We start from the raw sequence: 15,236 nt of genomic DNA, 5'->3' as shown, positions 1-15,236 counted from the left end.
ATTATTTAAACGTCATACTACATTGAATACAATCCTGTTAATGTATCCATTTTATAATTTTTTTATAAATACCTATACTATCTAATCCCAATTCAGAAAGTATCTCTGATTGTGAACCTTGAGAAATAAAAAAATCAGGCAAACCAATATTTAAAACTGGAATTGATAACTTATTCTGCATAATAAATTCATTCACCCCGCTTCCGGCTCCACCCATTATTGTATTTTCCTCTAATGTTATTAAAACTTGGTGATTTTTAGCAAGATTTTTTATTAAGTTTCCATCTAATGGTTTAACAAATCTCATATCTACTAGAGTCGCATTTAATTCAGATGCAACATTATAGGCTGATTGCAATAAAGTTCCGAAATTAAGAATTGCAATGCAATTTCCTTGACGACGTATTACACCTTTACTTAATGGTAAAGTATACAATTTTGTTGTATCTACTAAATTACCGGGTACAGCATATCCCTTAGGATAACGTACAACACTAGGTCCATATCGATAGCGATATCCTGTATATAGCATCAACTTACATTCACACGCATCACTAGGGGTCATTATTATCATATTCGGAATACAACGTAAATACGATAAATCAAAAGCGCCTTGGTGAGTTTGTCCATCTGCTCCGACAATACCTCCTCGATCGACAGCAAATAACACAGGCAAATTCTGAATTGCTACGTCATGGATTACTTGATCATATGCGCGTTGTAAAAATGTTGAATAAATAGCGACAATAGGTTTATAACCCGCTATAGCTAATCCAGCAGCAAATGTCACAGCATGTTGTTCAGCAATTGCAACATCAAAATATTGTTTTGGATATTTCTGAGAGAAGGTACTCATTCCAGAACCTTCTCTCATCGCGGGCGTAATTCCTATAATCTTATTATCTCGAGCCGCAACTTGGCATAACCAATCACCAAAAATTGCAGAATAAGTTATATTTTTAGAATGCTTTGTAGTAGTAGGTAACGATCCAATTTTAGGATCAAATTTTGGTACTGCGTGCCATTTAATAGGATCTTTTTCTGCAGGTTCATATCCACAACCTTTTTTGGTAATAACATGTAAGAATTGTGGACCTTTCATATCACGTATATTTCTCAAAATATATACTAATTCTAATACATCGTGTCCATTAATGGGGCCAATATAATTAAAACCAAGTTGTGAAAATAATGAATTTGATGTGCCATTACAATTTTTGATTTGGTTACCAGTATGTTTAATCAATGTATTAGTTAAAAACATGTCAGACAATATTTTATTGTTGTCTACTTTTAAATTGGAATATACTTTTTTTGATAAAATATGAGTATGATGATTGTTTAATGCTCCTACGTTTTCTGAAATAGACATTTCATTATCATTTAAAATAATCAATAAATCAGAGTTTGTAGATCCAGCATGGTTCATTGCTTCAAAGGCCATCCCAGCAGTTATTGCTCCGTCTCCTATCACGCATACTGTACGACGTCCTAGCATTTCTCGTTCCGCCGCTATTGATAGACCTAATCCCGCGCTAATTGAAGTAGAAGAATGTCCTACTGATAAAACATCATATTCGCTTTCGTCACGACAAGGAAATGGATGTAATCCGTTCCTCCTTCTAATACTAAAAATACGTTCGCGTCGCCCCGTAAGAATTTTATGCGGGTATGCTTGATGCCCTACATCCCAAATTAAATAATCAAATGGAGTATTATATACGTAATGTAGTGCTACGGTAAGCTCAATAGTCCCTAATCCAGATGCAAAATGTCCGCTAGATCTACTAACACTAGTTAAAAGAAATTGACGTAACTCATTACACAACTTTGTTAAATGATCTTCAGATAATTGTCTCAATTCGTTAGGAGTATTGATTAAACTTAATATGGGGTATTTATTTGAATTACAGTTCATTTAATATTATTTATTTACGTAATTTTAGTTGTTACGTTTAATGATATAACGCGAAAATGCAGATAAAATATTAACGTTGTAGCCTAATTTCGCAATGTATTTTAAAGATGTTAATGACTCACAATATAAATCTTGAGCTTTAGTGCGAGCCGTGTTTAATCCTAATATTTTTGGATAAGTGTTGTTGACATCATTATGTTTCGATTGCATACTGTGTTTTTTTTTCTGATCATATGCATGTGAAATATCTATAATGTCGTCTTGTATTTGAAAAGCTAAACCTATAGTTGTAGCATAGTGGTCTAGAAATGACAATACGTCGTCGCAGCTTTTGCTTTTGTTTCCTGCTGCTAAAGCTCCAATGCGAACTGCAGCTCGAATTAATGATCCTGTTTTGTACTGATATATGGTTTCTAACTGTGTGGCTGATATATTTTTATTATTTTTACTAATTAAATCTAAAGACTGACCTAAGCACATTCCATTAGCTCCGCTGGCAGAAGCTAATGTAGCAATCATTTTTAAACGATCTTGATCTGTGACAGTTGGCATATGTGCTTCTGAAAGAATGGTAAAAGCCAATGTATGTAGAGCATCGCCTGCTAAAACAGCAATGGACTCTCCAAATTTGACATGACATGTTGGATGTCCTCTACGCAGTTTATCATTATCCATAATAGGTAAATCATCATGAATTAAAGAATAAGCATGTATGCATTCAATGGCTGCTGCTGGGGCATTGAGATTTGACGATCTAATACCAAACAATTTCCCTGTTTGATAAACCAAAAAAGGACGTAGCCGTTTTCCTCCCAACAGAACACTATAACGTATTGCTTGCATAAGGAGAGATACATCTTGTTTAAGAAACATAAGTAAATAACGACTAATGGCTTCGTCTACTCGTTGATGGCTGTCACGTAACTCATTAACAAAATCAATCATAAGCATAGTCTTGTACTAACACCATAAAATAAACACTATTAGTATGTGTATTTAAATAACACACACGGTATATAATAATATTACATAATAAAAATATCTATATGTTAGTATAATTATTTTTATAAATTCATATACTGATTACGTATATAATAGATAATAGCCTATTATCATTTTTGATGCGATAATCCAAAAGAAGAGCACATTATTATATAAATAATAATAATTTATATAGTATAAGATTACTATATCTAATATATTATTCTTATGCTTATGTATTTTAATGCTTAAAATATTTATATGAAAATAATTATTAAATTATCACCAGAAATTACAATAAAAAGCCGTGCTATACGAGTTTTTTTTATAAAAATCCTCATTACAAATATTAAAACTATTTTAAAAAAAAATAATGAATCAGCATCAATTATACGTAATTGGGATTATCTTGAGGTAATATGTAATAATAAAAAGTACCAAAAAATATGCGCTATTTTAGTGAATATTCCTGGAATTCACCATTTATTATTAATTAAAAAACATGTGTTTCATTCTTTACAAGATATTTATGAAAAAATTATATTCAGTCTGAATGATGAGATTAAATTATCAGGCAAAAGTTTTTGTGTTCGAGTGAAACGTTGTGGCAAACATAATTTCACTTCTCAAGAAGTTGAACATTATTTAGGGAATAAACTGTGTCAAAACATAGCTAATATTAGAGTTAACTTAACAAAACCTGAAAAAACTATATATTTGGAAATTAAAGATAATCAACTTTTTATAATTATCAAGCGTTACGAAGGATTAGGAGGTTTTCCGATAGGTACGCAACAAGAAATGTTATCATTAATTTCAGGAGGATTTGATTCAGCTGTTGCTAGCTATATGTTAATTCGGCGAGGATGTAAAGTGAATTATTGTTTTTTTAATTTAGGCGGAGCTATGCATACTGTTGAAGTATGTAGGGTAATACATTTTTTATGGAACAAATTTAGTAGTTCTCATAAAATAAAATTTATTTCTATTGATTTTTCAGAAGTCATTAAGGAAATTGTTGCTAAAATAAAAGACAACCAAATAGGAGTAGTGTTAAAACGCATGATGATACGTTCTGCATCGTTGGTAGCTAATCGTTTTAAAATTACCGCGTTAATAACAGGAGAAGTGTTAGGACAAGTATCAAGCCAAACTTTAAGTAACCTAACACTTATTGACAGTGTTTCTAATCATGTAATATTTCGTCCTTTAATTGCTTATGACAAGGAAAAAATTATCAATTTAGCTCGAAAAATAGGCACAGAGATACTTTCAAAATCTGTTCCAGAATATTGCGGAATAATATCAAAAAAATCAACTGCAAAAACAACAAAACAACTGATCGAATTTGAAGAAAATAATTTTGATTTCACCATATTAGATCGTGCAGTGTCTCAATCTTATGTAATAGACGTACAAAATATTCCTGATAAAATCATTAATCAACATGTATTTCAAGTAGAAACTAAAAAAATATTGGATTCTACTGATGTAGTATTGGATATACGAACAGAAATTGAACAAGAAAAAAATCCTCTTTATTTAAATAATATAGAAATAAAAAAAATACCTTTTTATAGTCTAATTGATCAATTTTCTAAATTAGATCCCAATAAAGTATATTTATTATATTGTGATCATGGTATAATGAGTCAATTGCAAGTAATGTATTTGCATAGACAGGGATTTCGCAATGTAAAGATATACAGACCGCCTAGATAATGTATTAGAAAACACGTCACGCACGAACAAATACTTCAATTAAAAATTTTGATTAATAATGAGGTCCTTACTTAATTAGTAATTAAGTATATTAAAAATTGTTTTATAGAAAACGTCACTGTGTTGGTTTAAGTATTACTGAATTACAATTAACTTTTATTGATAAATTACAGTAATCATACTACCTGTAATTACGGTTTTATAGATTATAAAAAACATAATTTTTTTTTAGTGTTTATTGAAATATTTTGCGTTTTAATGAAGTAATGGGATTTATATATTTCATTGCACTATTAACTGTAAAATTTCACCGTATTACAAATAATTAATGTAGTGTGTTAATTACTATAACGCATAATAAGGATATAATTAATGAAAAAAACAATACCAACCATACTCCTTTCATTTCTAATAAAAATCCACCTAAAATCCCACCGAATCCTATTCCTAAAAATTGACCAATGGAATAAATACTAATAGTAGTTACTTTATATTTTTTTTGTGCTTCTTTATTTATCAAAGCAGGTAATATTGTCTCTATTAAACTAAATGCTATAAAAAATAGCTGCATTCCAAATAAAAACATTTTACTATATAACGTATTCATTGACATAATTAGTTCAGATAAAAATAAAATATTCATACAAGCAATTAATATCTTTTTTGTACAATTTTTACCTTCAAAATAGAAAATACATGTCAATACTACGATCGCAGATATTATCATAATAATACTATAAATTTTCCAATGTATACTAAGAGGAAATCCTAAATTTATCATTGTTTTGGGTAAAACAATAAAGTTTAACATTAAAATAGTATGTGTAAAAAATATGCTGACATTTAATTTCATTAATTGTGAATGCGTTAATATATGTTTAATTTTACTAAACATAATAAATAAATTTTCATCATTTTTTACGGGGTGAGAAGAAATAGGTGGTTTTATAATACAAATTAGAACAATGGCTACTATAATTAATATAGCAATACTATGAAATAATCCATTCAATCCAAACCTATTAGTAATAATTGGTCCAAAAACCATAGAAGCAGCAAAAGCTATACCAATACTCATGCCAACTGACGCCATAGCTTTTATGCGATGTTGTTCTTGTACTGAGTCTAATAACAACGCTATAAGTGAGCTGCCAATAGCTCCTGATCCTTGTAGTGCTCGTCCAATAATAAGCCCCCAAATATTATTAGTAGTTGCTGCTATTTCACTACCAAAAATAAATAACACTAATCCCCCGATAATAACAGACTTACGTCCAATTTTGTCAGACATTAATCCAAAAGGTAATTGAAAGATTATTTGCATTAAACCATATACTCCAATAGCTACACCTAGCGAACTTCCATTCGCTCCTTGCAAGGAAACAGCATGAATAGTTAAAACGGGCAGAATCATAAATACTCCTGCCATGCGTAATGCAAATATCGTGCTCAATCCTAATATAATGTAAAATTCTTTTTTAGTCATTATAGTGTTAACAATAGATAGATATCGGAATATCTTAAATTTATATATTTTAAAAATATCGATATATATAAAATGTTTAAAATAAAAATTTTATAAATACTAAGAAATATCATATTATTTATTCATTTAAACTAATAGTATTTCGCGTATGTCATATTTACAGTAATATATTTTTTGTAGAAAATAAAATATGATCTAAGGATAAAAGCAAATTTAATGATACTATAATGATAAGAGATAATACAAACATTTGCTTTGCCCACAAACTATCATGATTAATTATTCTATAACCATAAAATCCCATATATAACCACCATAAATTTATAACGCTAATTATTATTAAAAATATATAACTAGTGTACCCCATAACAGTAAATAATATAGTTGCTATAATAAACCCAATTATATAAACAACCATATGATTCTTAGTTGACTCCACTCCCTTTTTAATAGGGAAAGTTGGAATACAAGCTATTTTATAATCATTTAATCGTAAAATAGCAATGGAATGAGAATGTGGGATTTGCCACAAACTAAAAATTATTAATAATATCAAAGCTCCTACATCAAATTGATTTGCAGCGGTACAATATCCAATGACTGGCGGCATTGCTCCTGATATACTACCCACCATTATACTATAAATAGATCTACGTTTCATCCATAAACTATACACACCGACGTATATAAATAAACCTATTGCCGATAAATATATTGTCAAAAAATTTTTAGTAAAACTCAAAAACAAAAATCCAAATATACTTAAGATTACTGCATACAATATACTTTGATTTAGAAAAATTTGACTGTGTTGCACCAAGACTCTATTTTTAGTTCGTTCCATAACTGCATCAATATCTCGATCAATAATGTTATTTAACACACAGCCAGCAGCTATCACTAAGGTCGTTCCTACAGTCATTGTGATAAATAAAGAACAAGATATAGCATCTCGCGATGCTATTAAAAATCCCCCTGTAGACGACATTAAATTACCTAAAACAATTCCTGGTTTCGTTAAGTGTAAATAATATTTAATCATAACAATTAAACTATCTTATTTAAATCATCAAATTATGATGCAAATGTGTCATAATCCATACACTTCCTAGCACAAGGATAAAAACAATAAATATTGTGAATATTAAAGATATTAAATTCCATGCTTGATTAGATACATTTCCCAAATGCAAAAAGAAAATTAAATGAACAATAATCTGCATTATTGAGCAAAATACAATAATATTTATTAATATTTTTTTATTTATTGCGTCATGTGTAACCATAACAAATGGAACGATTGTCAAAACAACAGATAATGCAAACCCAATTAAATATGACTTCTGTGTATAACCATTCTTCATTAATCATAGTACTCCCAGTAAATACACCTCAGTAAATACACATATCCATATAATATCAAGAAAATGCCAAAATAAACTTAAACATTGCATTCGTATATAGTTGGTGTATGTTAATCCTTGACGCACAATATGCATAATCATTACCGCGATCCAAATAAGACCCGCTATCACATGTAGACCATGAGTCCCCACTAAAGTAAAAAAAGAAGAAAGAAACGCACTACGACATGGATTGTTTCCTAATTTAATTAAATGATAAAATTCATAGATCTCCATACTAATAAAACATAGTCCTAATAAAAAAGTTATTCCCATCCAAATATTTACTTGTTTCGTATATGATTTTTCTACATATATCATAACTTTGCCATGAGTAAGGCTACTCAATAATAAACAACAAGTTTCTACAAACACAAAAGGCAATGAAAATATATCTTTACCTGAAGAACAATCTACTGTGTTATTACATAACACAGAGTATATTGCAAATAAACTTGCAAATAGAATACAATCACTCATTATGTATAACCAGAAACCAAATATTGTCTTTATATTTAAATTATTATGTTTATACATTATTAACACATTCAATTTCTTTAACTTTCTCTACTGGTACGTAATATTCTGTATCATCATTAAATGTATGAAGAATCCAAGTTGTTATGATTCCCACCATACTGAAAATAACGAGCCACCATATATACCAAATCATACCAAATCCAAATGTTAAACCGAAAAAAGATATAACAATGCCAGAATACGTATTTTTAGGCATATGTATGGATTTAAATTGATCAGGACAAGAATATACGTTTCTATTATTTTGTACATACCAAAAAACATCACGATCACTATTTATTATAGGAATAATTGCAAAATTATAAAATGGCGGGGGAGAGGAAACAGCCCATTCTAAAGTAGATCCATTCCATGGATTTCCATTTATATCTTTATATTTATCACGATTTACAATACTGACTATTATTTGGATACATTGGCACATAATACCCAATCCAATCAATATAGTACCCATTGATGCGGTTATTAACATCGATGAAAATATTGGATCAATGTGTTGGCTTAATCGACGAGTCATACCCATAAACCCTAAAATATATAACGGCATAAACGCCATATAAAATCCAATCATCCAAAACCAAAAAGCTCGTTTCCCCCATTTTTCATTTAAAACATAACCAAAAGCCTTAGGAAACCAATAGGTAGCTCCGGCAAAACAACCGAACAATACTCCTCCAATAATAACATTATGAAAATGTGCAATTAAAAATAAACTGTTATGCAATACAAAATCAGCTCCTGGCACAGATAATAATACCCCAGTCATTCCTCCTATGGAAAATGTAATAATAAATCCAATAGTCCACATCATTGGGGAAGCAAAAACAATTTTCCCTCGATACATAGTGAATAACCAGTTAAATACCTTTACTCCAGTTGGAATGGCAATTATCATAGTCATAATACCGAAAAATGCATTAACGTTAGCACCTGCACCCATAGTAAAAAAATGATGTAACCATACACAAAAAGATAACACAGTAATAGCTATAGTAGCCCATATTAATGAAGTATATCCAAACAACTTCTTTTGTGAAAAAGTGGAAACAATTTCCGAAAATACACCAAATACGGGCAACACTAAAATATATACTTCTGGATGACCCCAAGCCCAAAATAAATTGATATACATCATCATATTTCCGCCTAAATCGTTAGTAAAAAAATGGGTTCCCAGATAACGGTCTAGTGTTAATAAAGCGATAGTAATAGTCAAAATTGGAAAAGCTGCAATGATTAATGTATTTGTACATAAAGCAGTCCAAGTAAAAACTGGCATTTTCATCATCGACAATCCTGGAGCTCGCATATATAAAATTGTAGTAAAAAAATTTATACCAGTCAAAGTAGTTCCTATTCCAGAAATTTGTATACTCCATATCCAATAATCGACACCAACACCAGGACTGTATTCTTTACTTGATAATGGTGGGTAACCTGACCATCCTGTTTGAGCAAATTCTCCTATTCCTAAGGAAAGATTCATCAAAATTACACCTACCATAAATAACCAAAAACTCAAAGAATTTAAAAAAGGAAAAGCAACATCTCGTGCTCCAATTTGTAATGGAACTACCAAGTTCATTAATCCTATTACGAAAGGAGTAGCCATAAATATGATCATGATTACTCCATGAGCGGTAATTACTTGGTTGTAGTGATGGGATGAAAGAAATTCATACGATCCAGAAGAGGATAAAGCTTGTTGCGCTCTCATCATGATGGCATCGGCAAAACCACGTAAAAACATAATACATGAGACTATAATATACATAATCCCAATTTTTTTATGATCTACAGAAGTAAACCATTCATTCCAAAGATATCGCCATTTATTGTAATATGTAATGATACCGGAAAGCATTACTCCAATGAAAAGAATGATAATGACTGTCGACATAATAACTGGATCTTCATACGGAATAGAATCTGTTGTTAATTTTCCAAACATTATTTTAATTATCCTTATATATTTACAACATTTCTCAAAACAATCATGCCTTATATTAAGGAAACATGAATTATAGCTAAAAATATTCTTTCTTTTGATGTGTAAATTTATTGATTACATTATAAAACAAGTTGGGTTGTACATTGGAGAAATAAATTATCGGATGATATTCACTGGGTTTAGCTAATTCTTCATAAATTGACATATTATTAATTTGATGAGATGATTTTTGAGCTTTTTGTATCCATTGTTCAAATTCTTGTTTAGTTTGTGTAGCAATAACAGTAAATTTCATACCAGAAAATCCTTGACCACTAAAATTTGATGAAATACCTTTATATCGCCCCGCTGTATTAGCTATTAAATATAGTTCCGTACGCATTCCAGCCATTGCATAAATTTGTCCTCCTAATTGAGGAATAAAAAAAGAATTCATAACCGAATTAGAAGTAACATTGAATTTTATTGGTATATGTGCCGGAAAAACAAGCTCATTAACAACTGCTATATTTTGTTTTGGATAAATAAAAAGCCACTTCCAATCTAATGATATAACATTAATAATAATTGGTTGCTCAACAGATGATACAATAGGGTTTTTAGGATCTAATTTATGAGTAGATTTCCAAGTTACAGCCCCTAAAAAAATAATAATTAAAATTGGCACAGCCCAAATTACAAATTCTATTTTTTTAGAATTTACCCAATTAGGACTATATTGCGTATTTCTGAGATTAGATGCTCTATATTTTATAGTGAAAAGAATTGTCATCACGATTACCGGGACAACTATACTAAGCATTAATCCGAATGCGGTCAATATCAGTGAACGTTCTTCTATCCCAATTTGGCCTTTAGGATGTAATAAAACCAAATTGCTGCATCCATTTAATACCGTTATCAAACTATACAGTAACAATGAAATACATATCTTTCTATGTTTGCATACGCTGAATTTCATTCAACAATTCTAATACGAATATATATTTTAAGTCTTTGAGTTAAACAACTTACCACAAACCTGCATTAATGTAAATAATTACATATATCTAAAAATTTTTGTAATTACCATTTATTAAAAAAATTTAAATATAGTCAGTATATTTATTTGAAATTAACTTCATTTTATGATGTAAAGATAACACCAAATAATCTATTATCAATTAATAATTTACAGCAATACAAGTATTGCTAAGTATAATTGAATTAATTTTTTTTGACTAAATAACTTAATGTAAACTAATTTAATTATATATTTTATATATCTCTTCAATTATTAATATCATCGTAATATTAATACTTATAACATTATTAAAAACTTAGTGCATTGATAATTTTAAGAATATGAGTTATATAGTAATTATTTATTAGGTACAAATATAAATTAAAGATCTGTTACATTCATAATTTGTATGTTATATGATATTATGTAGCATCGTATACTTTTATTGTTGTTTTTGATTCATAAAATCAAAAGGAATCAATTAGATATGTGTAATGATTGAAAATATTAAATATTTATGGAAACACATTACTGTTAATTTATTCTATAAATATTGCGAATAAAGAATATTATGAAAGATCGACATATTTTTCTAAAAATATATATATCATAGATTTCGTGTTGGGAAAGTACCTATTTACTTGTTAAGAAAAATTATGGAATAATTATTTTTCATAAAATCGTGATATTATTAATGTAATAAAAATTTTATTGATCTTATCATCAAAACAAAATCAATTTAATTGGTGAACCTACATGCAATAATTTATACACTTTTGTAATAATAGTAAAAATTTTGTGCGCACTGTCACAGTAGAAATATATCCACATATAGAACTGGAAAGGATTCATTAGTACTGAAATGAAAAACCAATTTTTATCAGAAATTATAAAAATGGATATTGATTGGAGTTTTAAAAATATAAAAATACATGTACATAGAAATGTAGTGATAAGAAAATTAGTATTGGGATCGAGTTACTTTTAACATTATCATACTATCTTATGGTAAAATATAAAAACGACAACATTGGAGATGTTGTTATGATAGTTAATAAAAATAATTAATTTTGTTTAACTTATAAAGATAAGATGTTTGATCATAATATAAAAGATGTTTTCAATATAAAAATTAATATTCAACATGGATATCATTTCAAATAATCTTCAAGGAAAGATGCATGAATTTATTGTCATTTTTTAAAAAAATTCTAAATTTTTTTTAAAATCAAATCAAAATGACATAAACTGGCTTATTTCACATAATAAACACCGCAAAAATAAATGTATATAAAAAATCAGGAATATATTAAATTTTATTTAAACTATGTTATTAGAATAAAATAAAAAATTAAATATTAAAAATATATGTTCATATATAATGATATTGAATTTCTTTCCATACTCAATAGCATATGTACTAATAGTTCACGCAATAAAGTAAGTCAGTATATTTATGTCAATGCAAATTAAAAAATAAAACAATTACATATTTTATTGTTAGGAAAATTTAACTTCAAAGATCAATATAAACGTCGCATAAAATTGCATTGCCCGGTAATGATGTGACCCAAAAAATTGACGTTGACTATACTTCTAATTCACAACATTATTAATAATGTATTAGATACATTCGATGTTTCAAAAAATGTGATCATGGAACAACAATACGACAACGGTAGCAATATATTCGCGCTCTCTTTTATAGAGAATAGTAATTAATTTTATTCTTAATCAGACAAAATTATTACAAAAAATTACATATAACGATTTAATAAGTTATAATCAAATTGTTTGATCATTAGAAACGTTAGACTATAAGAAATATTACCTTAAATAATAAATGCTTTTATTTTAATTAGTTGATTAGATCAGAAACAATCAATTTTCATCAATGTAAAATATTCTTTAACTATTTATTACATACTACCGTAATCTTACGTATAAAATACGATAAGAACAAATAATATATATGTGAATATATAAATATTTTCTATTATAATCCTTAAACATTTGATTAATAATAAATTAACAGAAAACTATATGCTCAATAATTACTTCTTAATAAAATATGATTATTAAATTTAGTTTGAAATTTTTCATAAATTGTATTATATCAAGGTTTACATAAAACTTTTATATAATAATACAATACAAGAGGATTATAATACATGCTATGCAATGCTCACATAATTTTAAAACGCCTTATTGTCATCGTATGGTAGTAGTTCCAACAGTAATAGAGCATACTATTCGAGGAGATCGTGTATACGATATATTTTCTTTATTACTAAAAGAAAGAATTATTTTTATGACAGGAACAATCGAAGATAGTGTAGCTAATTTGATTGTTGCTCAGATGATGTTCTTAGAATCAGAAAATTCAGAAAAAGACATCCATTTGTATATTAATTCTCCAGGAGGAGTGATAACTGCAGGAATGTCGATATACGATACTATACAATTTGTAAAACCTGATGTTAGTACGTTTTGCATGGGACAAGCTGCATCCATGAGCGCTTTTCTATTAGCTTCTGGTACCAAAGGTAAACGATTTTGTTTACCGAATGCTCGAATAATGATTCACCAACCATTAGGATCTTTCCAAGGACAAGCTACTGATATTGCTATTCATACCAGAGAAATATTGAAAATTAAAAATAATATCAACGAGCTTATGGCAAAACATACCGGACAATCTATTGATATCATCAATAGAGATACAGAACGAGATTGTTTTTTATCTGCTGATGAAGCAATGAAGTATGGATTGGTAGATTGTGTGTTATCTCAACGAATATAAATTTAGATTGCTGCTTAATTTGCGTTTCATTATCATTATGATCTGTAATAAAATTTATGTCTGAATTTGTTGTTATTTATGTTTCAAGTAATTTATAGATTATTTTAAATGAATTAAACGTAAACGGAGGGATATCAGACTGTGAGCGATGATCATCAAAATCATTCAAAAAATAGTACATTGTGTTGTTCGTTTTGTGGGAAAGATCAAAATCAAGTATTAAAATTAATTACTGGATTATCAGCGCATATTTGCGATACATGTGTTGGTTTATGTAAAGACATAATTAGCCAAGAAAATAAAGGTAAAATAGTTAACGAAAAATTGACCAAATATCCCACCCCTTGTGAAATTAAGAATCATTTGGACGATTATGTGATTGGACAAGAATACACTAAAAAAGTACTTGCAGTAGCAGTATATAATCATTACAAACGTTTACGTAATGAAAAGATATGTATAAACAGCAATAGTACAAAATTATCTAAAAGTAACATTTTATTAATCGGCCCCACAGGAAGTGGTAAAACATTATTAGCAGAAACATTAGCTCGGTTTCTTAATGTACCATTTTCTATATCAGATGCTACTACTTTGACAGAAGCGGGGTATGTAGGTGAGGATGTAGAAAACGTTGTACAAAAATTGCTACAACGATGTAATTATGATGTGAATAAAGCGCAACAAGGAATCATTTATATAGATGAAATAGACAAAATTTCTAGAAAATCAGAAAATCCTTCTATTACTCGAGATGTTTCCGGAGAAGGAGTACAACAGGCTTTATTAAAGTTGATTGAAGGGACTACAGCTGCAGTACCACCACAAGGAGGTCGTAAACATCCTCAGCAAGAATTTATACAAGTGGATACTACTAATATTCTTTTTATTTGCGGTGGTGCTTTTTTTGGTTTGAATCAAATTATCCAGCAACGCACTACTAACAAACGTACAATTGGATTTCGAGTTTTAAACAATAACGATACAACAAAAAACATTGAGCATTCATTATTAACACAAATTGAGCCAGAAGATTTAATTAAATTTGGATTGATTCCAGAATTTGTTGGTCGACTTCCAATAGTTTCTACTTTAGATGAACTGAAAGAAAAAGAATTAATTAAAATCTTAAAAGAACCAAAGAACGCTTTAATAAAACAATACGAAATACTATTTCATATTGATGGAGTAAAATTGGAATTTTCCGAAACATCATTGACTGCTATTGCTAAAAATGCTATGAAAAAAAAAATTGGTGCTCGTGGACTTAGAGCTATTTTAGAGAACATATTGCTAGATGTAATGTATGAATTACCTTCACAAAATAATATAGATAAAATAATAATTGACGAATCAGTAGTATTTGGGCACTCAAAACCATTGTTAATCTACAGTAACCATAAAACTAACCAAACGTAAGTGAACTTTC

General features: G+C 28.7%; 11 protein-coding genes. 3 read left to right on the top strand and 8 right to left on the bottom strand.

What is annotated here, in order from left to right; genetic code table 11:
- Window positions 1-37 precede the first annotated feature (37 nt).
- The gene (gene dxs / locus M9396_RS01245) at window positions 38-1,918 is read right to left on the bottom strand and encodes a 1-deoxy-D-xylulose-5-phosphate synthase (protein ID WP_250256809.1); all 1,881 of its coding nucleotides are present in this window, start codon (window positions 1,916-1,918) and stop codon (window positions 38-40) included.
- Window positions 1,919-1,942: 24 nt separating this feature from the next.
- Window positions 1,943-2,869 (bottom strand): (2E,6E)-farnesyl diphosphate synthase, encoded by a 927-nt coding sequence (gene ispA / locus M9396_RS01240; RefSeq protein WP_250255976.1) that lies wholly within the window; start codon window positions 2,867-2,869, stop codon window positions 1,943-1,945.
- A 291-nt stretch (window positions 2,870-3,160) separates the two neighbouring features.
- Here ispA and thiI point away from each other — a divergent pair, with 291 nt between their 5' ends.
- Window positions 3,161-4,621 carry a tRNA uracil 4-sulfurtransferase ThiI gene (gene thiI / locus M9396_RS01235; protein ID WP_250256807.1) on the top strand — a complete coding sequence of 487 codons (1,461 nt, stop codon included), beginning with the start codon at window positions 3,161-3,163 and terminating at the stop codon, window positions 4,619-4,621.
- A gap of 325 nt (window positions 4,622-4,946) precedes the next feature.
- On the opposite strand, the gene M9396_RS01230 is transcribed toward thiI, so the two are convergent.
- The 6 genes from M9396_RS01230 to cyoA form a co-directional block, all read right to left on the bottom strand.
- Complete coding sequence (locus M9396_RS01230) at window positions 4,947-6,107, bottom strand: MFS transporter (RefSeq protein ID WP_250256805.1); 1,161 nt, start codon at window positions 6,105-6,107, stop codon at window positions 4,947-4,949.
- A 157-nt stretch (window positions 6,108-6,264) separates the two neighbouring features.
- The gene (gene cyoE, locus M9396_RS01225) at window positions 6,265-7,149 is read right to left on the bottom strand and encodes a heme o synthase (RefSeq protein WP_250256804.1); all 885 of its coding nucleotides are present in this window, start codon (window positions 7,147-7,149) and stop codon (window positions 6,265-6,267) included.
- Between the two features lie 19 nt (window positions 7,150-7,168).
- Window positions 7,169-7,471 (bottom strand): cytochrome o ubiquinol oxidase subunit IV, encoded by a 303-nt coding sequence (gene cyoD, locus M9396_RS01220; RefSeq protein WP_250242207.1) that lies wholly within the window; start codon window positions 7,469-7,471, stop codon window positions 7,169-7,171.
- A gap of 3 nt (window positions 7,472-7,474) precedes the next feature.
- Window positions 7,475-8,047, bottom strand: a complete 573-nt coding sequence (gene cyoC / locus M9396_RS01215) for a cytochrome o ubiquinol oxidase subunit III (RefSeq protein WP_250255971.1) — start codon at window positions 8,045-8,047, stop codon at window positions 7,475-7,477.
- Window positions 8,040-10,001 (bottom strand): cytochrome o ubiquinol oxidase subunit I, encoded by a 1,962-nt coding sequence (gene cyoB / locus M9396_RS01210; protein WP_250242213.1) that lies wholly within the window; start codon window positions 9,999-10,001, stop codon window positions 8,040-8,042. The genes cyoC and cyoB overlap by 8 nt, the downstream gene beginning before the upstream one ends.
- Before the next feature lie 76 nt (window positions 10,002-10,077).
- Window positions 10,078-10,962, bottom strand: a complete 885-nt coding sequence (gene cyoA, locus M9396_RS01205) for a ubiquinol oxidase subunit II (protein WP_250256802.1) — start codon at window positions 10,960-10,962, stop codon at window positions 10,078-10,080.
- A gap of 2,218 nt (window positions 10,963-13,180) precedes the next feature.
- Between cyoA and clpP the strand changes: the two genes are divergently transcribed.
- Entirely contained in the window at window positions 13,181-13,807 is a 627-nt protein-coding gene (gene clpP / locus M9396_RS01200) for an ATP-dependent Clp endopeptidase proteolytic subunit ClpP (protein WP_250256800.1), read from the top strand.
- A 141-nt stretch (window positions 13,808-13,948) separates the two neighbouring features.
- Window positions 13,949-15,226 carry an ATP-dependent Clp protease ATP-binding subunit ClpX gene (clpX, locus tag M9396_RS01195; protein ID WP_250256798.1) on the top strand — a complete coding sequence of 426 codons (1,278 nt, stop codon included), beginning with the start codon at window positions 13,949-13,951 and terminating at the stop codon, window positions 15,224-15,226.
- Window positions 15,227-15,236: the final 10 nt, after the last annotated feature.

Source organism: Blochmannia endosymbiont of Camponotus modoc, assembly GCF_023585785.1.
Taxonomy (GTDB): domain Bacteria; phylum Pseudomonadota; class Gammaproteobacteria; order Enterobacterales; family Enterobacteriaceae; genus Blochmanniella.
This window is presented reverse-complemented; position numbering and strand designations above follow the sequence as displayed.

Coding starts and splice junctions, on each gene's coding strand:
- dxs (WP_250256809.1), bottom strand. CDS start 1,918: ATGAACTGTAATTCAAATAAATACCCCATATTAAGTTTAATCAATACT.
- ispA (WP_250255976.1), bottom strand. CDS start 2,869: ATGCTTATGATTGATTTTGTTAATGAGTTACGTGACAGCCATCAACGA.
- thiI (WP_250256807.1), top strand. CDS start 3,161: ATGAAAATAATTATTAAATTATCACCAGAAATTACAATAAAAAGCCGT.
- M9396_RS01230 (WP_250256805.1), bottom strand. CDS start 6,107: ATGACTAAAAAAGAATTTTACATTATATTAGGATTGAGCACGATATTT.
- cyoE (WP_250256804.1), bottom strand. CDS start 7,149: ATGATTAAATATTATTTACACTTAACGAAACCAGGAATTGTTTTAGGT.
- cyoD (WP_250242207.1), bottom strand. CDS start 7,471: ATGAAGAATGGTTATACACAGAAGTCATATTTAATTGGGTTTGCATTA.
- cyoC (WP_250255971.1), bottom strand. CDS start 8,047: ATGTATAAACATAATAATTTAAATATAAAGACAATATTTGGTTTCTGG.
- cyoB (WP_250242213.1), bottom strand. CDS start 10,001: ATGTTTGGAAAATTAACAACAGATTCTATTCCGTATGAAGATCCAGTT.
- cyoA (WP_250256802.1), bottom strand. CDS start 10,962: ATGAAATTCAGCGTATGCAAACATAGAAAGATATGTATTTCATTGTTA.
- clpP (WP_250256800.1), top strand. CDS start 13,181: ATGCAATGCTCACATAATTTTAAAACGCCTTATTGTCATCGTATGGTA.